Genomic DNA, 22726 nt, shown 5'->3' on the forward strand with positions numbered 1-22726 from the left:
TGTACCGGCCGCCGCCGGGGGCTACGTATGGCACGGCACAGCAGTCGCACCGTTCCCCCGTGTCACGGCCCCACCGATCCCGCCGCAGGAGGCACATCGATGACGAACAGTCCCCGGAAACCCGCCAACGCCACGGACCGCCGCACGGTGCTGCGCGGCTCCGTCGCCGCGTCCGCCGCGCTGGCCCTGCCCGCGACCGCCGCGGCCGTCGCCGGTACCGTCGCGGGCGCCGCGCCCGCCCTGGCGCTCTCCGGCCGGCCGAGCGCCGACTGGGGGGTCCAGACGGGCGACGTCACCTCGTCGTCCGGCCTGGTGTGGATCCGCTCCGACCGGCCCGCGCGGATGCTGGTGGAGACCTCGGCGACCAGTTCCTTCCGCCGTACGCGCCGATGGCACGGCCCGCTGCTGGGCCCCGGCACCGACTTCACGGGGACGACGCCGCTGCACGGGCTGCCCGCCGGTGAGCAGGTGCACTACCGGGTGACGCTCGCGGACCCCGACGACCCGCGGCGTACGGGCGAGCCGGTGTACGGCTCGTTCCGTACGGCCCCGGAGCGGCGCCGGCAGGATGTGCGGTTCCTGTGGTCGGGCGACATCGCCGGCCAGGGCTGGGGCATCAACCCGGACATCGGCGGCTATCGCGCGTACGACGACATGCGCCGGCTGGATCCGGACTTCTTCCTGTGCAGTGGCGACACTGTCTACGCGGACGGGCCGCTGCTGCCGTCGGTGACGCTCCCCGACGGGCGGATCTGGCGCAACATCGTCACGGAGGAGAAGGCGAAGGTCGCCGAGACGCTCAACGAGTACCGGGGCCAGTTCCGCTACAACCTGCTCGACCACAACGTCCGCCGGTTCAACGGGCAGGTGCCGACGATCGTGCAGTGGGACGACCACGAGGTGCGCAACAACTGGTACCCGGGCCAGATCCTGGACGACGTCCGGTATCAGGAGAAGAACGTCGACGTGCTGGCGGCGCGCTCGATCCAGGCGTTCGGCGAGTACTTCCCGGTGCGGACGCTCCAGGCGCGCGGCGAGGACCGGCGGGTGCACCGGGTGGTGCGGTACGGGCCGCTGCTCGACGTGTTCGTGCTGGACATGCGCTCGTTCCGTAACGCCAACTCCCCCGGCCGGCAGGCGGACGACACGACGGGCATCCTCGGCGCCGAGCAACTCGACTGGCTCAAGCGCGAGTTGTCGCGGTCGCGCGCGGTGTGGAAGGTGATCGCGGCCGACATGCCGATCGGTCTGGTCGTGCCGGACGGCGCGGCGAACATCGAGGCCGTCGCGCAGGGCGACCCGGGCGCGCCGCTGGGCCGGGAGCTCCAGATCGCCGACCTGCTGCGGTACATCAAGCACCGCCGGATCACCGGCACGGTGTGGCTGACGGCGGACGTGCACTACACGTCGGCGCAGCACTACGAGCCGGAGCGGGCGGCGTTCAAGGACTTCGCCCCGTTCTGGGAGTTCGTGTCGGGTCCGCTGGCGGCGGGCGGTTTCCAGGCGAACGCCTTGGACTCGACCTTCGGGCCGAACCGCGTCTTCGTCCAGGCGCCGGACCGGGCGAACGTCTCGCCGATGGAGTCGTCCCAGTACTTCGGCGAGGTCGCCATCGACGGGGAGAGTGGCGAGTTGACGGTGCGGCTGCGGGCCGAGGGGAACAAGGTGCTGTTCAGCAAGGTCCTGAAGCCGGGGCGGGTGGGCCAGTAGGAGCGCGTCTCCACGGATGCGCGGGTACCGCGAGGTGCCCGCGCGTCCGGGAGCGGGTAGCCTCGCCGGTGGTGAACGGGTGAACCGCCCCCGTCCCGGACCGCCGTCGGTCGCGCCTCCCGTGGGCCCGCGTCAGGACTCCCCGAGGAATGAGCAAGTCGCGCCATAAATCAGCCAAAAGTAGTTGATAGGCGAACAGAAGCATCTTTTACCCATCAGTCACAGTACGTTCGTTATCGCGCAACACCGTTGGGTCACAGTGAGGTCATGACCGATGTGACTTCATCGAAGAGTGCCCGCCGCCCCCACCACTGGCGCCGGGATCTCGTCGAACTGGCCGCCCTGTTCACCGCGGTTGCGGTCGCCGACGCTGTCGCGAACATGGTGGCGCACGGGCCGGACGGACCCTTCCTGCTCGTCGCCTCCGCGATCGCCCTGATCATCACGGCCGCATTCCACACCTGGTGGTCAAGACACCACGGCCACGCACCACCTCGTGAGGCGCCGCGGGCCGACGTCCCGCCGGGCGACGCCCAGGACGCCCCCGCCCCCGCCCCCGTCGGCATCGACGCCGACGCCGACAGCGCCACCGCCCTCTGGCGGATGCGCGCCACCGTGCGCGACGCCCCCGGCTCACTGGCCGCGCTGTGCACCGTCCTCGCCGTCCGCCGGGTCGACATCCTCACCCTCCAGACCCACCCCCTGGCCAGCGGCACCGTCGACGAGTTCCTGTTGCGGGCGCCCGCCTCGCTGCCCGCGCGGCAGCTCACCCGTGAGATCTCCCTGGCGGGCGGCGCTGACATCTGGATCGAGCGCGCCGACACGCACGATCTCGTGGACGCGCCGACCCGGATCCTGGGCCTGGCCACCCGTACCGCCCTGGACGCCGCCGAACTGCCCCTCGCCCTGCGCCAGTTGCTGGGCCGCTGCACGATCCACTCACTGCCCGCGGCCTCCCCCACCGGCGGCCCGACCGGCGGGCGAGCCCCCGTCGAGGACATCCTGGAGGGCACCACCATGCGGATGCGCGACCCGAACGGCGGCGTGATCAGCGTCGAGCGCCACCACCTGCCGTTCACGCCCACCGAGTTCGCCAGGGCCCGCGCCCTGGTGGAACTCGACGCGCGCCTCGGCCCGCGCGTCCCGCGCAGCCGGGACGTCCTGACACTGCCCGAGGGCAGGATCACCGTGCGCCGCGCCGACCAGAGCGACGTCGACGCGGCGTCGGCGATGCACGAGCGCTGCTCGGAGCGCACCCTGGGCCTGCGCTACCACGGCCCCGTCGGCGACGCGGACCGCTATCTCGACCATCTGCTGAGCCCGCGCCACGGGCAAACACTCAAGGTCCAGACGGCGTCGGGGCGCCTCGTGGCGCTCGGCCATCTGCTGTGGGACGGCGACGAGACCGAGGTCGCGCTGATCGTCGAGGACGCCTGGCAGCGGCGCGGGATCGGCTCCGAGCTGCTCGGCCGGCTCGTCGCCCTCGCCGTCGAGGCCGGCTGCACGAGCGTGTACGCCGTCACCCAGGCGTCCAACACGGGCATGGTCGCCGCCATGCGCGGGCTCGGTCTGCCGCTCGACTACCAGATAGAGGGTGGCACGCTGGTCGTCACCGCCCGCCTCAAGGGGACGGACGAACAGCGGACGGACGAACGGCGGACGGTGTACGGGACTCCGGAGATCGCGATGCGTGACCAGGCCGGGCGCTGAGCGCCTCGGTCAGATCCCGCCACAGGTCCTCGACGTCCTCCAGCCCGACCGACATCCGCAGCAGGCGGTCGCTCACCCCGGCCGAACGCCGGTCTCCCTCGGCCACGATGCGGTGGCTGATGGAGGCCGGGTGCTGGATGAGCGAGTCCACGCTGCCGAGGCTCACCGCCGGGGTGATCAGCCGGACCGCGGCGATCACCTCGTGCGGGTCCCCGTACACCTCGAAGGAGACCATCGCCCCGCCGATGCTCGGGTAGTGCACCCGGGCGATGCGCGGGTCGGTGGCCAGCCTGCGGGCCAGGTCGGCGGCGGTGGCCGACGCCGCCCGTACGCGTACCGGCAGCGTGGACAGCCCCCGCAGGAGCAGATAGCCGGCCATCGGGTGCAGGACACCGCCGGTCGCGAACCGCACCTGGCGCAGCTTGCGCGCGAACTCCTCGTCGCACGCCACGACTCCGCCGAGGACGTCGCCGTGCCCGCCGAGATACTTCGTCGCGCTGTGCAGGACGAGCCGCGCGCCGTGCTCGACGGGCCGTTGCAGGACGGGCGTCGCGAACGTGTTGTCGACCAGCAGCGGTATCGAGCCGCAGGAGTGGGCGACGGCGGCGATGTCGACCTCCGCGAGGGTCGGGTTCGCGGGGGTCTCGACCATCACCAGACCGGTGTCGGGCCGGATCGCGTCGGCGATGCCCGCCGGATCGGTCCAGGTGACCTCCGTACCGAGGAGCCCGGCGGTCAGGAGGTGGTCGCTGCATCCGTACAGAGGACGTACGGCGACGACATGGCGCAGCCCCATGCCCGACCGTACGAGCAGGACGGCCGTCAGAGCCGCCATGCCGCTGGCGAAGGCCACCGCGCTCTCGGTGCCCTCCAGCCGCGCGAGCGCCGTCTCGAACCGGGCCGTCGTCGGGTTGTCGAGGCGCGCGTAGACGGGCGGCCCCTCGGGGCGCGCGCCGGTGGCGGCGAACTCGTCGATCCGCGCGGCCTCGTCACGGGTGTCGTACGAGGGGTAGGTCGTCGACAGATCGATCGGCGCCGCGTGCACACCGAGCCGTGCGAGGTCCTCCCGCCCCGCGTGCACGGCTTCGGTCGCGAGCGCGCGGGGAAGGGTCCGGGGGAGCGCCCCGGCGAGGGGTACGGCTACGGGGTCGGTGATGCCGCCGGCATCGATGGAGTCCATGGACGCACTCTGAACATCCGACGGGAATCGCGGGTGGGGCCCCGTGTTACGTTCGCCGGATGAGCGAGTCGGTCGTACTTGACCCGGTCGATCTGCACATACTGCGCCTGTTGCAGAACGACGCACGGACCACCTACCGGGAGATCGCCGCCGAGGTCGGCGTGGCCGCGTCGACCTGTCTGGACCGGGTGTCCAGATTGCGGCGGTCCGGGGTGATTCTGGGACACCAGCTACGCCTCGATCCGGCCAAACTCGGCCGCGGACTCCAGGCGTTGCTCTCCGTGCAGGTCCGGCCGCACCGACGCGAGCTGATCAAGCCGTTCGTGGAGCGGATCCGGAGCCTGCCCGAGTCCCGCGCGCTGTTCCATCTGACCGGGCCCGACGACTATCTGGTCCATGTCGCGGTGGCCGACACGGCGGACCTCCAGCGGCTCGTGGTGGACGAGTTCACCTCACGGCCCGAAGTGGCCCGTGTCGAGACGCGGTTGGTCTTCCAGCAGTGGGACTGCGGCCCCCTCATGCCCCCACCATCAGCCATTCCGTCGGCGACCCGGTCCTGAAGGAGGGTGACGCGCGCTCCTCCCTCGGAGAGGATGTCGCCATGCCAGACACTTCCAGCAGCGCGCTGCCCCGCCAGGTCGCCGACGCCTATGTCGACGCACTCATCGAACTCGATCCGATCACCGGTACCTTCCTGGGCGTCGCGGCCAGTTCCGGTCGCCTGCCCGACTTCTCACCGGCCGGAGCGAAGGCACTCGCCGACCTCGCCCGCGAGACCCTCGCCAAGCTCGACATCGCGACGAAGCTGCCGGGTGCCGACAGTGACCAGGAGCGGCGCTGCGCCAGGCTGCTCCACGAGCGGCTGACGGCCGAACTCGCCGTCCACGACGCCGACGAGCATCTGCGCGCCGTCAGCAACATCCACTCCCCCGCCCACAACGTCCGCGACATCTTCGCCGTGACGCCGACCGAGACGGACGAGGACTGGGCGGCTGTGGCCCAGCGCCTGCGGGCCGTACCGGCCGCGCTGAACGGCTTCCGTGAGTCGCTGGCCCTCGGCCTGGAGCGGAAGCTGCCGGGCGGGCCGCGGCCGACCGCGACGTTCATCGGCCAGCTCACGGAGTGGGCGGGTGACGGCCGCGGCTGGTTCGAGGAGTTCGCGGCGGCCGGCCCCGACTCCCTCCGTACGGAGCTGGACGAGGCGGCGGGCGCCGCCACCGGCGCCGTCGCCGCACTGCGCGACTGGATGCGCGACGTGTACGCGCCGGCCGTCGAGGACGCGCCCGACACCGTGGGCCGCGAGCGCTACGCCCGCTGGTCGCGCTTCTTCAACGGCACGGACCTCGATCTCGACGAGGCGTACGCCTATGGCTGGTCCGAGTACCACCGGCTGCACGCCGAGATGACCACCGAGGCCGCGAAGATCCTGCCCGGCGCGACGCCCTGGGAGGCGCTGGCGCACCTCGACAAGCACGGCGAGCACATCGAAGGCGTGGAGGAGGTACGCAAGTGGCTCCAGGCCCTGATGGACGAGGCCATCGAGGCGCTGGACGGCACGCACTTCGAACTGGCCGACCGGGTACGGAAGGTGGAGTCCCGCATCGCCCCGCCGGGCGGCGCGGCGGCGCCGTACTACACCGGCCCCTCGGAGGACTTCTCCCGTCCCGGCACCACCTGGCTGCCGACGATGGGCGAGACCCGTTTCCCGGTGTACGACCTGGTGTCGACCTGGTACCACGAGGGCGTCCCCGGCCATCACCTCCAGATCGCGCAGTGGACCCATGTCGCCGACCAGCTCTCCCGGTACCAGGCGTCCGTGGGCGGTGTCAGCGCGAACGCCGAGGGCTGGGCGCTGTACGCGGAGCGGCTGATGGACGAGCTGGGCTTCCTGCCGGACGCGGAGCGCAGGCTCGGCTATCTGGACGCACAGATGATGCGCGCCTGCCGGGTCGTCGTGGACATCGGCATGCATCTGGAGCTGGAGATCCCGGCGGACTCGCCGTTCCACCCCGGTGAGCGCTGGACGCCCGAACTGGCGCAGGAGTTCTTCGGCAACCACAGCGGCAGGCCGGCTGACTTCGTGGAGAGCGAGCTGACCCGCTACCTGTCGATGCCGGGCCAGGCGATCGGCTACAAGCTGGGCGAGCGGGCGTGGCTGCTGGGCCGGGCGAACGCGCGTGAGCGGCACGGCGACGCGTTCGACGCGAAGGCGTGGCACATGGCGGCGCTGTCGCAGGGCTCGCTGGGGCTGGACGATCTGGTGGACGAGCTGTCCAAGCTCTGACCCTGGGCGCCCGGCACGACGGTGCCGGGCGCCCGGCCCGTACTCGCGACGCTCGGGGCGTGACGCTCGGAGCTCGGGGGCCGGGCGTCGGGGGCCGGGCGGGACCTTGAAGTCACGCCCTGAGGGCTGTCCCGTCATCCCCGGCAGGCGCCCGACGACAGCCACGGCACCTCGCCGCGCTGTCGGACCGCCCGGATGCGCCCGGCACGAGGGCCACCCTCCGCCTCGCGACGCACCGCATCTGACGCCGCGCGCCGATCCACCGGGGACCACGGGACAGCCCTGAGGACCGGTCGGCTCCCGGCGGTACGTCCGCGGGGCGCTCCCGGGGCCGGGGGCCGCCCGCATGGGCGGCCATGATGGTCGGCCGCCCGAGGGTTGTCATGTATTGCCGCGCGTGGCGCCGCCGACCGCCCCGTTCACCCGTCGGTGCCCCCCGTGCGGAGGCTGACCGTCGAGCCCCGGCGGGACTTCGTCACCTCCAGCTGGGTCGGGATCCGGCGGCGGAGGTCGGCGACATGGCTGACTATGCCGACGCTGCGGTCGCGTTCGCGCAGCGAGTCCAGCACGTCGAGCACCTCGTCCAGCGTCTGGTCGTCGAGGCTGCCGAAGCCCTCGTCGATGAAGAGGGTGTCCAGACGCGCGCCGCCCGCCTCGTCGGTGACGACGTCGGCGAGGCCCAGCGCGAGTGCGAGGGAGACGAAGAACGTCTCGCCGCCGGAGAGGGTCGCGGTGTCCCGCGCGCCGCCCGTCCAGGAGTCGACCACGTGCAGTCCGAGCCCGGACCGCTTCGCTCCGCCGCTCCGCGCGTCGGAGTGGACCAGGGTGTAGCGGCCCGAGGACATGCGCAGCAGCCGTGCGGTGGCCGCCGCCGCGACCTGTTCGAGCCGGGCCGCCAGGACGTACGACTCCAGGCGCATCTTGCGGTCGTTGTCGTTGGACGTGCCGGCGGTGAGCGCGGCGAGGCGGGCCACCCGCTCGTACTCCGTACGGAGGGGGCCGAGACGCCGCACCTCCTCCTCGGCCTGCCGGGAGAGCCCGGCCAGCTGCGCGCCGCGCTCGCGGGCGCCCGCCAGCGCGGCTGACGCGGCGCGCAGGGCCGACTCGGCGGCCTCGTAGGACATCAGGGCCGTGTCGAGCCGCGCGGGCGGGCGCTCGGCGGCGTCGCGCGCGTCGGGCTCGGCGAGCCGGTCGGCGACGGTGGCGGCCTCGGCCTGCCAGTCGTCCATCCGGTGGGTCAGGCCGCGTTGCTCCGCGCCGGAGAGCAGTGCGGCCGCCGCCGCGCGCGGGGTGTCGAACCCGGCCCGGAACGCGGCGTCGGCGAGCCGGTCGTCGCTCTCCTTGAGCCGTTGGGCCGTGGTATCGAAGTCCCTTACGGCGTCGGCCGCTTCGGCGAGCAGCCGTGCCCTGTTCGCGAGCAGTTCGGCGTGCGCGGCGACGCTGTCGGCGTCGCCCCGGGCGCGGACCAGTTCCGATTCGAGGCCGGTCTGTTCGTGGTCGAGCGCTTCGCGCCGTGAGGTACGGGCCGCGACGCGGTTCTCGGCCGACCGCCGTGCGGTGAGCCGGTCCTCACGCTCGCGTTCCGCGTGGGCCAGTGCCTCGCGGGCCGCGTGCGTACCGGCGGCGAGACGGTGTGCCTCCGTGTACTCGCGGCCCAGGCGCCCGGTGAGCGCGACCAGTTCGGCGACGGTCGATCCACCGGCCGCCGACCGGGCCGCCGCGTACTCCTCGCGTACCGAGGCGTGCTCGCGCTCGGCCTCCGCGACGGCCGCCTCCGCTCTCCGGGAGGCGGCGAACGCGGCGTCCTCCGACGCCTGTCCGACCTGGCCCGCCGTGGCGCGCGCGGGCTCGGGGTGGTCGGCGGAGCCGCAGACCGCGCACGGTTCGCCCGCGACGAGCCGGTCGGCGAGTTCGGCGGCGATGCCGCGCAGCCGTCTCTCGCGCAGGTCGAGCCAGATCTCCTTGGCGTCGTTGGCGCGCTCGCGGGCGCTGTTCAGGAGACCTTCCGACCCCGCGGCCCGCGCTTCGAGCGTGTCGCGCGTGTGGGCGGCTTCGAGTTGGCCGCGTGCCGGTTCGAGCTGTCCGGCGAGCTGTTCGGCGCGGGTCGCCGCCTCCTGGGCCGTCTCGACGCGTTCCTGGTGCTGTCGGCGGGCGGAGTCCCAGTCGGCGAGCCAGCCCGCGGCGTCGGCCAGAAGTTCATCGTCGGCGCGCGCCTGGCGGTCCAGGTCGGCCCGTTCACGGCTGATCTCGGCGCTGCGGCGCTCGGCGCCCCGGGCGGCGTCGACCCGGCCCAGCTCCTCGATCATCTTCCGCTCCAGCGCGAAGAGTTGGTCGGCGCCGCTCTCGGTGAGTTCGGCGGGGAGCCGGGTGCGGGCCCGGTCGCGGTCTGCGGCGGCCGTACGGTGCGCGCGCTCGGCGTCCTCGCGCAGGGCGAGCGCGGGGGCGACCCGGTCGGCCTTGCGGGCCCGCTCCAGCGTGGCGCGCGCCGCCTCGTACTGAGGACGGCGGGCTTCGAGCGCCTCGGCCCGTCGCCGTCCTTCGGCGAACCTCTCCTGGAGCCTGGCCAGTTCGCGCTCGGTGTCGAGCAGTCGGCGTGCCGTGGCCTGCCGGCTCTCGGCGCCCGAGAGGGCCGACCCGGCGATGTCCAGGCGCTCGTGCGCCGTGGAGCGGGCAACGGCCGCCCACGCCAGGACGGCGGGGGCGAGGCCCGGATCGCCGGGCTGCCGTGCGGGCAGCGGCTGTTCGATGCCCGCGCCCGCCGCCTGGGCGATGCGCTGCGCGACGCCGAGCAGCCGTTCGTCCCCGGCCCGCACCTGCTGTTCGGCGCCCCGGCGCAGCTCGGCGAGCCGGTCCTCGACGGCGGCGAACCGGCGGGTGTCGAAGAGTCGGCCGAGCAGCTTGCCGCGCGCCTCGGCGTCGGCGCGCAGGAAGCGCGCGAAGTCGCCCTGCGGCAGGAGGACCACCTGGCAGAACTGCTCCCGGCTCATGCCGAGGAGCTGGCCGATCTCCTCGCCGATCTCCTGGTGGGACCGGCTCAGTCCGTGCCACTGGGCGCTTTGGGAGTCGTACTCCCGCAGTTGGCTCTGCGCCTTCTCCGTGGTGACGCCGGTGCCGCGCTTCTTGGGGCGGGTCCGGGCGGGGCGGCGGGTGATCTCCAACCGCCGCCCGGCGACGGTCAGTTCGAGCAGGACCTCCGTGGAGGTGCCGGCCGGGGCGTGGTCGCTGCGCAGGGAGGCGTCCTTGGTGGCACCGCCCTTGATCTGGCGCGCTCCGGGCACGGCGTCGTACAGCGCGTAGCAGACGGCGTCGAGCACGGAGGTCTTGCCGGCGCCGGTCGCGCCGTGCAGCAGGAAGATCCCCGCGGCGCTGAGCGCGTCGAAGTCGATCTCCTGGGTGTCGGCGAACGGGCCGAAGGCGGTGATGGTCAGCCGGTGGAGTCTCACCCGGTCACCTCGCGTGCGGCGGCGTCGACCCGTACGTGGTCGAAGGCGCCGCGCAGCACGGTCCGTTCCCGGTCGTCGGGCCCGGCGCCACCGCGCACGTGTGCCACGAAGTCCTCGGCGATCTCCTGGTCGCTGCGGCCTTCGAGGCGCTGCGCGTAGGTCGCGGCCGGGGCCTCGTCGCCCCGGTCGGGGTCGAAGACGAGGCTGAGGGTGTGCGGGAAGCGTTCGGCGAGGCGTGCCATGGGTTCGGCGGGACGCACGGGGTCGGTGAGTGTCGCCTCGATCCAGGCCTGTTCGTGGCGGGTGAGCGCCGGGTCGTCGAGGAGGTCCGCGAGGGCGCCGCGGAGGCGGGCCAGTGGGCGCGGCACCGGGCAGTCGATGCGCTCGGCGTCGATCTCGCCGGCGGGGCCGAGGTCCACCAGCCACATCGTCTTGCGGTGGTCGCTCTCGGAGAAGGAGTACGCGAGGGGGGAACCGGAGTAGCGGACGCGCTCGGTGAGGGCTTGCGCGCCGTGCAGATGGCCGAGGGCCACGTAGTCGACGCCGTCGAAGGTGCCGGTGGGCACGGCGGACACGCCGCCGACGGTGATGTCGCGCTCACTGTCGCTGGCGGCGCCGCCGGCCACGAAGGCGTGCGCGAGGACGACGGAGCGGGTGCCCGCGGGGCGTTCGGCGAGGTCGGCCCGTACGCGGTCGAGCGCGGCGGCGAGCACCGCCTCGTGGCCGGCCTTCGCCGCTTTGAACTCCTCGCGGACCAGGGCCGGTTCGAGATACGGCAGGCCGTAGAAGGCGACGTCGCCGTGGGCGTCGGAGAGGACGACGGGGGTGGCGCAGCGCGCCGGGTCGGTGCGCAGGTGGATACCGGCGTGGTCGATGAGCCCGGCGCCGACGCCCAGTCGACGGGGCGAGTCGTGGTTCCCGGAGATCATCACGGTCGGTACGCGCGCCTCGGCGAGCCGGTGCAGCGCGCGGTCGAACAGCTCGACGGCGGAGAGCGGGGGCACCGCCCGGTCGTACACGTCGCCCGCCACGAGGACCGCGTCCACCTCGTGCGTCAGCGCGGTCGCCACGAGGTGGTCGAGGAAGGCCGCCTGTGCGTCGAGGAGGCCGACCCGGTGGAAGGACCGTCCCAGGTGCCAGTCCGACGTGTGCAGGAATCTCATGATCCTTGAGGGTAACGGTGGGGTCGGACATCAGGTGTGGCTACCGCGATACGGCGCGGTCGGCGGGCGTCAGACGTCGCCGTACGCCTCACCGCCCAGCGCCAGTACGGCCGTTCCGGCCGTGGTGTCGGCGAGCCAGGCGCGGAAGGCGTCGACGTCGGCGTCCGGCAGTCCGATCCCGATGGTCACTATCTCCGCGTACCGCACGTCGCGTACGGAGCGGCCGGTGGCCCGCAGTTCGTTCTCCAGTTTTCCGGCCCGCTGGTGGTCGACGATGATCGTGGCCAGCCGGTAGCGCCTGCGCGTGACGGTGCCGAGCGTGTCGAGCGCTTCGCCCACCGCGCCTCCGTAGGCGCGGATCAGCCCTCCCGCGCCGAGCTTGACGCCTCCGTAGTAGCGCGTGACGACGGCGACGACGTAGCGCACGTCCCGGCGCATCAGCATCTGGAGCATGGGCGCGCCGGCCGTGCCGCCCGGCTCTCCGTCGTCACTCGCCTTCTGTACGGAGGCGTTGGCGCCGATCACGTAGGCGAAGCAGTTGTGCGTGGCCGTGGGGTGTTCCCGGCGTACGTCCGCGACGAAGTCCTGCGCCTCCTGTTCGGTGGCGGCGGGCGCGAGCGCGCAGAGGAAACGCGACCGGTTGACCTCGGTCTCGTGGACGCCCTGGCGGGCGACGGTGCGGTACTGCTCATGCATCGCGCCACCCTAGGCTCTGTGGGTACCGCTCGGTATGGCGGGCCCTCGCCAAAGAGCGGGACACCGTGGGAAGGGCGGGGGAATTGCCTGGCCGTTCCGTCCGTTGTCCGGGCATGTACGCAGACGATGAGACGCTACGCAGGATTCTGACCTCCACCGGCGACACCTGGGCGGTCGTCGGCCTCTCGGGCAACACGTCGCGGGCGGCGTACGGCGTGGCGGCCGTGCTCCGGCGCTTCGGCAAGCGGGTGGTGCCGGTGCATCCGAAGGCGGAGACGGTCCACGGCGAGCAGGGGTACGCGTCGCTGGCCGAGATCCCGTTCCCCGTCGATGTGGTGGATGTGTTCGTCAACAGCGAGCTGGCGGGTCCGGTCGCCGAGGAGGCCGCCGCAATCGGCGCGAAGGCGGTCTGGTTCCAGCTCGGGGTGATCGACGAGCAGGCGTACGAGCGCACGCGGGCGGCCGGTCTCGACATGGTGATGGACCGCTGCCCGGCGATCGAGATCCCGCGGCTCGGCGTCGCCGCCGGCTGAGCGGCCCCGCCGCGTCGCCGCCGCTCAGCCGGTGGCGACGCCAAGCCCCTCGATGACCACGGCGCCGGGCAGGGCGGCGAACGCCTTGCCGGGCACGATCAGTTTGCCCCGGCGGCGTCCGCTGCCGATCAGCACCCACTCGGTGTCCACGACGGCGGCGTCCACGAGGAGCGTCCAGCCGGCGGGCAGGCCGATGGGTGTGATGCCGCCGTACTCCATGCCGGTCTCGCCGGTCGCGGAGTCCATCGGGGCGAACGAGGCCTTGCGGGCGCCCAGTTGCCTGCGTACGACTCCGTTGACGTCCACGCGGGTCCGGGACAGCACGAGACAGGCGGCGAGGGTGGACTCGCCGCCGCGCCTGCCCGCCACGACGACGCAGTTGGCCGACCGGTCGAGCAGATCGGCGCCGTGGTGCTCCACGAAGGCGGCGGTGTCCGCGATCTCCGGGTCGGTGTCCACGTAGAGCAGCTGGTCGGCCGGTACGCCGCCCCGCCAGGCCCGTACGGCGTCGGCGACCGGCTGCGTGAGCAGGTCGAGACAGTCGGGGGCGGGCCGGGCGTTGTCGAAGTCTCCGATGGGGGCGCGCATGGGCGTCAAGCTAACAGGACGGCCGGATTCAGCGCGCGGGCGGGATGGAGACCGCCATGGTCATCTCGACGGTCACCGCACCGTCGTTGCGGTAGGCGTGCGGCACGTTCGCCTCGAAGACCGCCGAGGAGCCCTCGGCCACCGGATGCGAGGCGCCGTTCACGACGAGGGTCAGTGCGCCCGCGGTGACGTGCAGCAGTTCGGTGGTGCCCTCGGGGTGCGCGTCGGATTCGCTGCGCTCGCCCGGCATCAGCGTCCAGGACCACAGTTCGAGCGGTCCGCGTGACTCGGTCCCGACCAGCAGGACGGTGTTGCTGCCCGCGTCGGTGGACCACATGCGTACCGCCTGGTCGGCCGGTACGACCCTGACCTGTGGGCCCTGCTCGTAGTCGAGGAGCGTGGTGATGCTGATGCCGAGCGCGTCGGCGAGCTTCACCGTCGTACCGACGCTGGGGTTGGTGCGCGCCTGCTCGATCTGGATGATCATGCCCCGGCTCACCCCCGACCGGGCCGCCAGGGCGTCGAGTGTGAAGGCTCGCTCGCCGCGCCACCGTTTGAGATTGCGGGCGAGCGACTGGGTCAGCTGATCGAGGTCCGACACATTCCGTCCAATATATTCAATGACACAGTTCAATGGACTGCACTACGGTGTGGTGTACCAACCGTCCACCACACTGTACTGGCGAGGTTCGCTCCATGACCGCACTGTTCGCGCTGGCCACCTGCCTGCTCTGGGGTCTGGCCGACTTCGGCGGTGGGGTGCTCACCCGGCGCGTCCCCGCCCTGATCGTGGTCGTGGTGTCGCAGTCGATCGCCGTCGTGGTCCTGGGCGCCGTCGTCGTCGCCACCGGCGCCTGGAGCGAGGCGGGACCGCTGCTCTGGTACGCGGTCGCCGCCGGAGTCGTCGGCCCCGTCGCCATGCTCTCCTTCTACAAGGCGCTCGCGCTCGGCCCGATGGGCGTCGTGTCGCCGCTCGCCTCGATCGGTGTGGTCGTGCCGGTGGGCGTCGGCCTCGTCGTCGGTGAGCGGCCCGGACTGCTCCAGTTCGCCGGGATCGCCGTGGCGGTCGTGGGCATCATGCTGGCGGGCGGGCCCGAGCTGCGCGGAGCGCCGGTCCGGCGGCAGGCCATCGCGCTCACGCTGGTCGCCGCGTTCGGCTTCGGCGCGGTCATGGCGCTGATCTCCGAGGCGTCGACCTCGATCACGGGCCTGTTCCTGGCCCTCTTCGTGCAGCGCGTCACCAACGTCGGCGTCGGCGGAGCCGCGCTGTACGTGTCGGTGAGGCGGGGCGCGCCCGCGCTGCCCGAGAACGGCGGGATCCCGGTGGTCCGCGCCGCCCTGCCCGCGCTGGCGTTCGTCGGACTCGCGGACGTCGCCGCCAACGGGACCTACTCGATCGCCGCGCAGAACGGCCCCGTCACCGTCGCCGCCGTCCTGGCCTCGCTGTATCCCGTGATCACGGCGGTCGCCGCGCGTGGCGTCCTGAAGGAGAGGCTGCGCGCCGTCCAGGCGGCGGGCGCCGGGCTCGCGCTGATCGGTACGGTCCTGCTGGCCGCGGGCTGACCTCCCGTACGCCCTCCGGGGGCTACGACCGGTCCGGATCCAGCTCGGCGAGCGCCAGGAGTTGCTCCGGGGTGACGCCCTCCGGGATCGGTACGGGCGCGGGCGTGCGCAGCGGCGGCTGCCAGCCCCGCTCCGGGTCCCAGCTCCGTACGACCCGCGCCGGCGCCCCCGCCACCACCGCGTGGTCGGGCACCTCCCCGCGTACGACGGCTCCCGCCGCGACCACCACGTTGCGCCCCAGCCGTGCCCCGGGAAGGATCACCGCGCCGGTGCCCAGCCAGCAGCCCGGCCCCACGGTGACCGGCTCCGTGCGGGGCCACTGCTTGCCGACGGGGACCTTCGGATCGTCGTAACTGTGGTTCGTCGACGTGATGTAGACGTACGGCCCGCAGTAGGTGTTCGAGCCGATGGTCACCGCGGTGTCGGCGATGACATGGCTGCCCCGGCCGAGTACGACACCGTCGCCGAGCCGCAGGATCGGGTCCGCGCCCAGGTCGAGGCCGGGCATCATCCCGGCGGTCAGCGTGACGTGTTCACCGATGACGCAGTGCTCGCCCAGCTCGATCCACGGCTCGCCGAAGACGGTGCCCTGCGGGAAGGCGAGGCGGGTCCCGGTGCCGATCCGGCCGAAGCGCAGCCTGCCCGGATGCTCGGCGCTGACCGCGCCCGCCTCCTGGACCCACCTCCAGCCGCCCTGGACGGCCCGCGAGACGAGGCGGCGGCGCCAGGCGGTCAGTGCGCGGAACGTGACTCTGCTCTTGGGCACCCGCCCACGGTATCGGCGGGGCCGGGGCGGTTCGGCGCCCCGAGCTGTGACGTTCACCCCACACCGCCACGGACCGCCGGAAGCGCCCCTGCTGACACTCCTGTACCACGACTCCGGCCTCCGGGTGGGCGAGTTCACGGCCCACTCCCTCATTGGTGGGCACTGGTCCGCAGCGGCCCTGCCGAACCGCGGCGCGTGCGTAGCGTGAACGCCACACACGGCGACGCCCCACACGGGGATGCCACACGCGGCCCGGAGAATCACCGTTCCAGTCGGTGACCGGCGCCACTCACCACGGTCGACGCGCGCCGGTCGGCCGGTCTGTTTCCCCCCGCACTCGAATACCGAGGGACCGCGGAATGTCAGTGCCTGTCGCACCGAGCCCCCACCGCGTACTGAAAACGCGCCCCCTGTCGCTCGCCGGGCCGCCCGCCCTGCTGCTCGTGGCGGGAGCGGCGGCCGGCGCGGCGGCCGCGACCGCCCCCGCCGCCGCCCGCGGTTGGCTGGTGACGTCGCTCGCCGTCGCCTGGGTGATCCTCGCCTCCGTCGTCGTCGGGGCCGCGCTGACGCTGCGGCGTCACCGCCGCGGCTCGGTCGCGGCCGGCGCCGAGATCCAGTCGCTCCACACCCAACTGGCCAGGAGCGGCGCGGAGTCGGCCCATCTGGTGAACGTCACACTCCCGAACGTGGCCAAACGGCTGCGCGACGGCGCGAGCACCGAGGAGACGCTCGCCGCCGCTCCCGCGCCGTCCGACCCCCAACTCCAGTGCGTCCTGCGGACGTTCGCCGAGGAGGTGGCGCTCGGCGAACGCCGCGCCGCCGCCGCGGTCGCCGACCACGACACGGCGGTGACCAGGCTCGGCCGGATCGCCGACGATCTGGACCTCCTGTCGACGGTGACGCTGCCCACCGCGCTCGGCGGGCTTCGCGAGGGCCGGGGCGCCGACACCGTACTGGCCGATCTGAAGCGTCCGTCCGATCCCCGGCTCCGGGTCCTGACCGACGCGGTCGTACGGGACTTCGCCATCAGCGAGCGGCGCGGCTCGGCCGCCCAGGCGGCCAGCGCCAAGGCCCTGAGCCGGGTGCAGGCCAAGGCCGTGAGCATGCTCGCCGATCTCCGTGAGATGCAGGAACGTCACGGCGAGGAGGTCTTCGGCGATCTCCTGAGGCTCGACCACAACACCTCGCAACTCGGCCTGATGACCGACCGGCTGGCACTGCTGATGGGCGGCCGGGCGAGCCGCGCCTGGAACAAGCCGATCGCCATGGAGAGCGTCCTGCGCGGCGCCGTCGGCCGGATCGCGGCCTATCAGCGCGTACGGCTGCACTGTTCGAGCACCGCGGCCGTCGCCGGATTCGCCGCCGAAGGCGTCATGCACCTGCTGGCCGAACTGATGGACAACGCCGCGAACTTCAGCCCGCCGATCGACGAAGTCCACGTCTATGTCGAGGAACGCAGCGCGGGCATCGTGGTGACCATCGAGGACAGCGGCCTCAAGATGGCCGACGCGGCCATGCGGCGCGCCGAGGAGTCGGTGTCGGGACGCGCGAACGACCTGGCGACCCTCCAGGGCACCCGGCTCGGCCTGGCGGTCGTCGGACGGCTGGCCGCCAAGTACCACCTGAGCGTCAACTTCCGTCCCTCCTCGCGCGGTGGCACGGGCGTCGTCGTGCTCTTCCCGCCGCAGCTCCTCGCCCAGCGGCGGACCGCCGCGCCCCAGCTGTCGGGGCGGCACGCCGCGCCGGTACCGGCCGACACGGTCACCGAGCCGGCCGGTACGGCCCCGACCGCCGCACCCCCGCCGGTGCCCCCGTCGACCGCGCTGCCGTCGGTGCCGTCGGTGCCACGGCCCTCACCCGCCGCGCCGGGCAACGGCCCCCGGGTCGCGACGCCGGGCGGGCTGCCCGTACGGCCGCCGGGCCGCACCATGGCGGCGGCCGACCGCGACAGGGCGCCCACGGACGGCCCGGACGACGCCGGGCGCCCGCGCAACGGCGCGGCGCCCCGGGCCACCCCGCCCGGCCGCGACGCCGGATCGCAGTTCGGCGCCTTCCACCGCGCCCGGCTTCCCGTGGACGGCACCGCCGAGGGGCCGCGGCCGAAGCCCGGCGACACCCCCTGAGGCGCTTGTCGTTCCCCGTACGGCGCCGGACGCGGAGGCCGTGCGGCACAGACCGGGAAGCCGAGGCCCGGAAGCCGAAGCCCGAAGCCGAGGCCCGGAAAGACCGGCGCAGCAGGCGCCCACCCCCGTCAGCGAACGTGAGCAACGCGAGCACCGTGAGATTGGAGGCACGGGCCGGTGATCGGCTTCCCCCCGGTCGATCCCGCCCCACGCAACCCATGCATTCCATGCCAACGACCGACAACAGCCTGACCTGGCTCCTTGAGAGCCTGCTGGAGCGCACCCCCGGCACCCGGCACGCCCTGGTGCTGTCCCGCGACGGACTCAAACTCTGCTGGAGCCGGCATCTGACGCTCGACCAGGCCGACCAGCTGGCGGCGATCTGCTCCGGCATCCAGGCGCTCGCGCAGGGCGCGTCCGTCGAGTTCGGCAACGGCACGGGGGGCGTACGCCACTCGATGACGGAGTTCCACGGCGGCCTGCTCTTCATCATCGAGGCCGGCGACGGCGCGCATCTCGCGGTGGTGGCCGAGGACGGCGCCGATCCCGGCGTCGTGGGCCATCAGATGACCGAGCTGGTCGACCAGATCGGCGAGCATCTGCGCGCCGAGCCCCGGGCCCCGGCGTCCCCCGAAGTCGCCACGTCATGACCCGCCGACCCGTCGACACCGGCCGTCCCGACCGGCTGTACACCGTCACCGGTGGCCGCAGTCGCGCCGACCACGACGCGTTCGACCTGGTCACACTGATCGTCAGCGAGTGCGCGCCGACCCGGGGGATGCAGTCGGAACACCACACGATCCTCGAACTGTGCCGCCACCCGACGGCGGTCGTGGAGATCTCGGCGGAGCTGAGACTGCCGGTGACGGTCGTACGGATCCTGCTCGGCGACCTCCGGGCGACGGGCCGGATCACCGCCCGCCACCCGCGCGTGGCGCGGTCCGTCTCCGCCCTGCCCGACTCCGCCCTCTTGAAGGAGGTGCTCCATGGACTCCGCAACCTCTGAACTGCCCGCCCGCGTTCCACTGACCGACGCCGCCGAGACCGGACTGAAGATCGTGATCGTGGGCGGCTTCGGGGTCGGCAAGACGACCCTCGTCCGCTCGGTGAGCGAGATCCGTCCGCTCAACACCGAGGAGGTGATGACGCAGGCCGGCGTGGGTGTCGACGAGACCGCCGGGCTCACCACGAAGACCACGACGACGGTCGCCTTCGACTTCGGCCGGATCAGCCTCACCGACCGGGTGGTGCTCTATCTGTTCGGCGCGCCGGGCCAGGAGCGGTTCTGGTTCCTGTGGGACCGCCTCTTCTCCGGCACGCTGGGCGCGGTCGTGCTGGTCGACATCCGGCGGATGAGCGAGTCCTGGTACGCCATCGACCGGCTGGAACATCACAGGACGCCGTTCGTGGTCGCGGTCAACCGGTTCGACGACGACATCTCGGCGTTCTCGCTCGACGAGATCCGCCAGGCGCTGTCGCTGCCCGAGCACATCCCGCTGATCAACTGCGACGCGCGGGTCCGCTCGTCCGGCAAGAACGTCCTGATCGCCCTCGTGGACCACCTGTACGAACTGGCGATGGCACGGGAGTTGACGCCATGACCGATCCACACGCCCCCTACCCCGAAGCCCTCGACGCCCCGGGCGCGCTCCCCGGGGCCCAGCCGCCGCCCGGCTGCCCGGCCGCGCACCCCGACTCGGTGCCGCTGAGCGGACTGGAGTTCCAGCAGACGCCGTCGCAGCTCTACCGCAGCCTGCGCCGCGAGCACGGCACCGTCGCCCCCGTCCTGCTGGACGGCGGGATCCCCGCGTGGCTGGTGCTCGGCTACTCCGAGGTCGGCTATGTCACCAGCCACGACGAACTGTTCGCCAGGGACTCCCGCCGCTGGAACCAGTGGGCGGCGATCCCCGCCGACTGGCCGCTGCTGCCGTACGTCGGCCATCAGCCGTCCGTACTGTTCACCGAGGGCGCCGAGCACCAGCGGCGGGCCGGTGTCATCACCCGGGCGCTGGAGGCGGTCGACCAGTTCGAACTGGCCCATGACTGCCATCAGATCGCCGAGCAGCTGATCGACGCGTTCGCGGGCGCGGGGCACGCCGAGCTGATGGCGTCGTACGCCCACGCGCTGCCGATGCGGGCCGCAGTCCAGATGTGCGGCATGCCGGCCGGTGGCGCCGACACCGAGGAGCTCGTACACGATCTGCGGGTGTCGCTGGACGCGGGCGAGGGCGACGACCCGGTGTCGGCGTATCTCCGGGTGCAGGAGCGCGTCCAGCAGTTGGTGCAGGACAAGCGCGCCCGGCCCGGCTCCGACGTCACCTCGCGGATGGTCGGTCATCCGGCGGGGCTGGCGGACGAGGAGATCGTCCAGGACCTGATCTCCGTCATCGCCGCGGCGCAGCAGCCGACGGCCAACTGGATCTGCAACACACTGCGTCTGCTGCTGACCGACGACCGGTTCGCGCTCAATGTGTCGGGCGGGCGGCTGAGTGTCGGGCAGGCGCTCAACGAGGTGCTGTGGCTGGACACTCCGACGCAGAACTTCATCGGCCGGTGGGCGGTGCGCGACACGCAGCTGGGCGGGCGGCACATCCGGGCCGGTGACTGTCTGGTCCTGGGGCTCGCGGCGGCCAACACCGATCCGCAGATCTGGCCCGAGGGTCATATCGGCGCGGAGAACTCGGCGCATCTGTCGTTCAGCAACGGCGAGCACCGGTGTCCGTATCCGGCGCCGCTGCTGGCCGACGTGATCGCCCGTACGGCGGTGGAGTCGCTGCTGGAGCGGCTGCCGGATGTCGTACTGGCCGTGGAGCCGGGCGAGTTGACGTGGCGGCCGTCGATCTGGATGCGGGGCCTGACGGCGCTCCCGGTGGAGTTCACCCCGGTGGTGGGGTGAACCCTGGTGGTGGGGTCGACCCCGGTGGTGGGGTGAGCGTGAGCCCCCGGTGCCGTCCTCGATCGCCGTACGGGCTCTCCTGACCCCGTACGGCGATCCCGCCCCGGACCCGTCAGCTCGCGACCGGTGTGAATGTCACCGGCAGCGACCGCGGACCGCGCGTGAACACCCCCTGCTCGACCGGGTCGAACCCCTCCGCCAGCCGCAGATCGGGCATGGCGTCGAGCAGTTGTCCCACCCCGATCCGCACCTCCGCCCTGGCCAGCAGCGCGCCCACGCAGAAGTGCCGCCCGAGCGCGAACGCCAAGTGGTCCGCGGCGGCGGAGAACGCGGTGGTCGTCGTCAGGTCCTCCCGGAAGAGGTCGAAGGTGTCCGGCTCGGCGAAGCGGTCACCGTCCCGGTTGGCGGCGCCTATGAGGCAGGTGACGGTGGCGCCCGAGGGTACGGTGCCACCGCTGAGCGTGACCTCCTCGGCGGTCTGCCGCATGATCATGTGCACCGGCGGCGTGAACCGCAGGGTCTCGGCGAACGCCCGGTCTATCAGGCTCCGGTCCTCCCGCACCGCGGCGAGCTGGTCCGGGTGCGTCAGCAGATTCGCGAAGATCGAGGCGATGGCCTTGTCGGTGGTCTCGCCGCCCGCCGCGAGCAGCAGGCTGCAGAACGCCTTGATGTCCTCGTCGCTCATCCGCACCCCGTCGACCTCGGCGGCGCAGAGCGTCGAGAGCAGGTCGTCGCCCGGATTCTCCCGGCGGGCCCGGATGACCGGGACCATGTACTCGGCGAACTCGATCCGGGTCCGTTCGCCAGCGGCGGTCACCTCGGGGTCGGCGGAGAGATTCCCGAGGAAGGCGATGACGGTGGTGTACCAGCCGTGGAAGCGGGCGTGGTCGGCCCGGTCCAGCCCCAGCATCTCGGCGATGACGTTGACGGGGAAGCGGGTCGCGAAGGCATCCACCAGGTCGGCCTTCCCGGTGTGCCGGAAGGCGTCGACGAGTTCGCGGGCGTTGCTCTCGATGACCGGCAGGAATTTCTCCTCCAGGTCGCTGCCCCGGAAGGCGGGTGCGACGAGCGCACGGCGTACGGCGTGCTCACGGCCGCTCAGTTGGAGGATCGTCTTCCCGTGCACGGGCTCGATCTGCCAGTGGTAGTTCTCGGTGGTGAACGCCGACGCCTTGTCCTTGAACGCCCGTTCCACGTCCTCGTAGCGCGAGATGAGGTAGCTGTTGGTGGCCTCGTGCCAGATGAGCGGCGCGCTCTCGCGCATCAGGCGGTAGGCCGGGTACGGATTCTCGGCGAACTCGGGCGACAGGATGTCGGGGACCTGCTGTGCGGTGGCCATGGAGCTCCCTCGGTCGAAGCGACGGCAACATTCGACTCGCCCAAGGCTATTGACCGGCCGTCGGTTCAGCCAGACGTGTCCTGGCCGACCTGGTGCCGGAGCGGGTGGGCCCGTCGCTTACGGTTCCGGTACGCGCACACGGCACGGCGCACACGGCACGGGGCACGCGGCACGGGGCCGCACCGGAGGAGACGGCATGACACAGCGGGCACTGATCGCGGGTGTGGGTGGCGGCGAGCCCGTGATCGATCCGACGGCGTTCGTGGCACCGACGTCGGTGGTACTGGGCGAGGTCACCATGGCCGCCGGTTCGAGCGTCTGGTACCACACGGTGCTGCGGGCCGACGGCGGCCCGATCGTCATCGGGGCCGACAGCAACATCCAGGACAACTGCACCGTGCACGTCGACCCGGGCTCCCCCGTCACGATCGGCGAGCGCGTATCGGTGGGGCACAACGCGGTGCTGCACGGCTGCACCGTGGAGGACGACGTGCTGGTCGGGATGAGTGCCGCCGTGCTCAATGGGGCGCACATCGGCGCCGGTTCACTCGTCGCGGCCCAGGCGCTGGTGCCGCAGGGCATGCGCGTGCCGCCGGGCTCACTGGTCGCCGGGGTGCCGGCCAGGGTCAAGCGGGAGCTGACCGAGGAGGAGCGCGAGGGCATCAAGCTCAACGCGGCGGTCTATCTGGAGCTGGCCGCACGCCACCGGGCCGTGCACGAGGGCTGACGCCG

Annotated in this window: 20 protein-coding genes; 12 read left to right on the forward strand and 8 right to left on the reverse strand. The window is 72.6% G+C overall.

The genetic code is table 11. The annotated features are described in order from the left end of the window. Nucleotides 1–99: 99 nt before the first annotated feature. Nucleotides 100–1710 (forward strand): alkaline phosphatase D family protein, encoded by a 1611-nt coding sequence (locus P3L51_RS08175; protein ID WP_354604417.1) that lies wholly within the window; start codon nt 100–102, stop codon nt 1708–1710. 276 nt (nt 1711–1986) lie between these two features. Further along, the gene (locus tag P3L51_RS08180; protein WP_354604469.1) at nt 1987–3420 is read left to right on the forward strand and encodes a GNAT family N-acetyltransferase; all 1434 of its coding nucleotides are present in this window, start codon (nt 1987–1989) and stop codon (nt 3418–3420) included. Here P3L51_RS08180 and P3L51_RS08185 read toward each other — a convergent pair. Next, the gene (locus P3L51_RS08185) at nt 3332–4600 is read right to left on the reverse strand and encodes a trans-sulfuration enzyme family protein (protein WP_354604418.1); all 1269 of its coding nucleotides are present in this window, start codon (nt 4598–4600) and stop codon (nt 3332–3334) included. The genes P3L51_RS08180 and P3L51_RS08185 overlap by 89 nt on opposite strands. 59 nt (nt 4601–4659) lie before the next feature. Between P3L51_RS08185 and P3L51_RS08190 the strand changes: the two genes are divergently transcribed. Both P3L51_RS08190 and P3L51_RS08195 read left to right on the forward strand, forming a co-directional pair. Beyond that, nucleotides 4660–5160, forward strand: coding sequence for an Lrp/AsnC family transcriptional regulator (locus P3L51_RS08190; RefSeq protein ID WP_354604419.1), 501 nt, complete (start codon nt 4660–4662; stop codon nt 5158–5160). Between the two features lie 41 nt (nt 5161–5201). Beyond that, complete coding sequence (locus P3L51_RS08195) at nt 5202–6884, forward strand: DUF885 domain-containing protein (protein ID WP_354604420.1); 1683 nt, start codon at nt 5202–5204, stop codon at nt 6882–6884. A gap of 419 nt (nt 6885–7303) precedes the next feature. On the opposite strand, the gene P3L51_RS08200 is transcribed toward P3L51_RS08195, so the two are convergent. The 3 genes from P3L51_RS08200 to P3L51_RS08210 form a co-directional block, all read right to left on the reverse strand. Then, nucleotides 7304–10327 carry an AAA family ATPase gene (locus tag P3L51_RS08200; RefSeq protein ID WP_354604421.1) on the reverse strand — a complete coding sequence of 1008 codons (3024 nt, stop codon included), beginning with the start codon at nt 10325–10327 and terminating at the stop codon, nt 7304–7306. Then, nucleotides 10324–11490, reverse strand: coding sequence for an exonuclease SbcCD subunit D (locus P3L51_RS08205; RefSeq protein WP_354604422.1), 1167 nt, complete (start codon nt 11488–11490; stop codon nt 10324–10326). The genes P3L51_RS08200 and P3L51_RS08205 overlap by 4 nt, the downstream gene beginning before the upstream one ends. A 69-nt stretch (nt 11491–11559) precedes the next feature. Then, entirely contained in the window at nt 11560–12186 is a 627-nt protein-coding gene (locus P3L51_RS08210) for a YigZ family protein (protein WP_354604423.1), read from the reverse strand. Nucleotides 12187–12299: 113 nt separating this feature from the next. Between P3L51_RS08210 and P3L51_RS08215 the strand changes: the two genes are divergently transcribed. Beyond that, nucleotides 12300–12719: a CoA-binding protein gene (locus P3L51_RS08215; RefSeq protein WP_354604424.1), complete on the forward strand. Its 420-nt coding sequence runs from the start codon at nt 12300–12302 to the stop codon at nt 12717–12719. A gap of 24 nt (nt 12720–12743) precedes the next feature. On the opposite strand, the gene P3L51_RS08220 is transcribed toward P3L51_RS08215, so the two are convergent. Next, nucleotides 12744–13307 carry a YbaK/EbsC family protein gene (locus P3L51_RS08220; protein WP_354604425.1) on the reverse strand — a complete coding sequence of 188 codons (564 nt, stop codon included), beginning with the start codon at nt 13305–13307 and terminating at the stop codon, nt 12744–12746. A gap of 28 nt (nt 13308–13335) precedes the next feature. After that, entirely contained in the window at nt 13336–13908 is a 573-nt protein-coding gene (locus P3L51_RS08225; RefSeq protein WP_354604426.1) for a helix-turn-helix domain-containing protein, read from the reverse strand. A gap of 95 nt (nt 13909–14003) precedes the next feature. On the opposite strand from P3L51_RS08225, the gene P3L51_RS08230 reads away from it, so the two are divergent. Then, the gene (locus P3L51_RS08230; RefSeq protein ID WP_354604427.1) at nt 14004–14870 is read left to right on the forward strand and encodes an EamA family transporter; all 867 of its coding nucleotides are present in this window, start codon (nt 14004–14006) and stop codon (nt 14868–14870) included. Nucleotides 14871–14892: 22 nt separating this feature from the next. Here P3L51_RS08230 and P3L51_RS08235 read toward each other — a convergent pair whose 3' ends face one another. Continuing rightward, entirely contained in the window at nt 14893–15636 is a 744-nt protein-coding gene (locus P3L51_RS08235; RefSeq protein ID WP_354604428.1) for an acyltransferase, read from the reverse strand. A 359-nt stretch (nt 15637–15995) separates the two neighbouring features. Here P3L51_RS08235 and P3L51_RS08240 point away from each other — a divergent pair, with 359 nt between their 5' ends. The 5 genes from P3L51_RS08240 (at nt 15996) to P3L51_RS08260 (ending at nt 20655) form a co-directional block, all read left to right on the forward strand. Then, nucleotides 15996–17759 (forward strand): sensor histidine kinase, encoded by a 1764-nt coding sequence (locus P3L51_RS08240; RefSeq protein ID WP_354604429.1) that lies wholly within the window; start codon nt 15996–15998, stop codon nt 17757–17759. Nucleotides 17760–17986: 227 nt separating this feature from the next. After that, nucleotides 17987–18409, forward strand: a complete 423-nt coding sequence (locus P3L51_RS08245; RefSeq protein WP_354604430.1) for a roadblock/LC7 domain-containing protein — start codon at nt 17987–17989, stop codon at nt 18407–18409. After that, nucleotides 18406–18765 carry a DUF742 domain-containing protein gene (locus P3L51_RS08250; protein WP_354604431.1) on the forward strand — a complete coding sequence of 120 codons (360 nt, stop codon included), beginning with the start codon at nt 18406–18408 and terminating at the stop codon, nt 18763–18765. Before P3L51_RS08245 ends, P3L51_RS08250 begins: the two co-directional genes overlap by 4 nt. After that, on the forward strand, nt 18746–19360 hold the full coding sequence (locus tag P3L51_RS08255; RefSeq protein WP_354604432.1) for a GTP-binding protein: 615 nt from the start codon (nt 18746–18748) through the stop codon (nt 19358–19360). Before P3L51_RS08250 ends, P3L51_RS08255 begins: the two co-directional genes overlap by 20 nt. Beyond that, on the forward strand, nt 19357–20655 hold the full coding sequence (locus P3L51_RS08260) for a cytochrome P450 (RefSeq protein WP_354604433.1): 1299 nt from the start codon (nt 19357–19359) through the stop codon (nt 20653–20655). The genes P3L51_RS08255 and P3L51_RS08260 overlap by 4 nt, the downstream gene beginning before the upstream one ends. A gap of 112 nt (nt 20656–20767) precedes the next feature. On the opposite strand, the gene P3L51_RS08265 is transcribed toward P3L51_RS08260, so the two are convergent. Then, nucleotides 20768–21994 carry a cytochrome P450 gene (locus P3L51_RS08265; protein ID WP_354604434.1) on the reverse strand — a complete coding sequence of 409 codons (1227 nt, stop codon included), beginning with the start codon at nt 21992–21994 and terminating at the stop codon, nt 20768–20770. A gap of 196 nt (nt 21995–22190) precedes the next feature. Between P3L51_RS08265 and P3L51_RS08270 the strand changes: the two genes are divergently transcribed. Beyond that, nucleotides 22191–22721, forward strand: coding sequence for a gamma carbonic anhydrase family protein (locus tag P3L51_RS08270; protein ID WP_354604435.1), 531 nt, complete (start codon nt 22191–22193; stop codon nt 22719–22721). Nucleotides 22722–22726 lie beyond the last annotated feature (5 nt).

The organism is Streptomyces panacea, assembly GCF_040560175.1.
Classification (GTDB): domain Bacteria; phylum Actinomycetota; class Actinomycetes; order Streptomycetales; family Streptomycetaceae; genus Streptomyces; species Streptomyces panacea.

Excerpts from the sequence above, each read along its gene's own strand:
- P3L51_RS08175 (WP_354604417.1), top strand. The coding sequence starts at position 100 with ATGACGAACAGTCCCCGGAAACCCGCCAACGCCACGGACCGCCGCACG.
- P3L51_RS08185 (WP_354604418.1), bottom strand. The coding sequence starts at position 4,600 with ATGGACTCCATCGATGCCGGCGGCATCACCGACCCCGTAGCCGTACCC.
- P3L51_RS08190 (WP_354604419.1), top strand. The coding sequence starts at position 4,660 with ATGAGCGAGTCGGTCGTACTTGACCCGGTCGATCTGCACATACTGCGC.
- P3L51_RS08195 (WP_354604420.1), top strand. The coding sequence starts at position 5,202 with ATGCCAGACACTTCCAGCAGCGCGCTGCCCCGCCAGGTCGCCGACGCC.
- P3L51_RS08205 (WP_354604422.1), bottom strand. The coding sequence starts at position 11,490 with ATGAGATTCCTGCACACGTCGGACTGGCACCTGGGACGGTCCTTCCAC.
- P3L51_RS08210 (WP_354604423.1), bottom strand. The coding sequence starts at position 12,186 with ATGCATGAGCAGTACCGCACCGTCGCCCGCCAGGGCGTCCACGAGACC.
- P3L51_RS08215 (WP_354604424.1), top strand. The coding sequence starts at position 12,300 with ATGTACGCAGACGATGAGACGCTACGCAGGATTCTGACCTCCACCGGC.
- P3L51_RS08220 (WP_354604425.1), bottom strand. The coding sequence starts at position 13,307 with ATGCGCGCCCCCATCGGAGACTTCGACAACGCCCGGCCCGCCCCCGAC.
- P3L51_RS08230 (WP_354604427.1), top strand. The coding sequence starts at position 14,004 with ATGACCGCACTGTTCGCGCTGGCCACCTGCCTGCTCTGGGGTCTGGCC.
- P3L51_RS08240 (WP_354604429.1), top strand. The coding sequence starts at position 15,996 with ATGTCAGTGCCTGTCGCACCGAGCCCCCACCGCGTACTGAAAACGCGC.
- P3L51_RS08245 (WP_354604430.1), top strand. The coding sequence starts at position 17,987 with ATGCCAACGACCGACAACAGCCTGACCTGGCTCCTTGAGAGCCTGCTG.
- P3L51_RS08250 (WP_354604431.1), top strand. The coding sequence starts at position 18,406 with ATGACCCGCCGACCCGTCGACACCGGCCGTCCCGACCGGCTGTACACC.
- P3L51_RS08255 (WP_354604432.1), top strand. The coding sequence starts at position 18,746 with ATGGACTCCGCAACCTCTGAACTGCCCGCCCGCGTTCCACTGACCGAC.
- P3L51_RS08260 (WP_354604433.1), top strand. The coding sequence starts at position 19,357 with ATGACCGATCCACACGCCCCCTACCCCGAAGCCCTCGACGCCCCGGGC.
- P3L51_RS08265 (WP_354604434.1), bottom strand. The coding sequence starts at position 21,994 with ATGGCCACCGCACAGCAGGTCCCCGACATCCTGTCGCCCGAGTTCGCC.
- P3L51_RS08270 (WP_354604435.1), top strand. The coding sequence starts at position 22,191 with ATGACACAGCGGGCACTGATCGCGGGTGTGGGTGGCGGCGAGCCCGTG.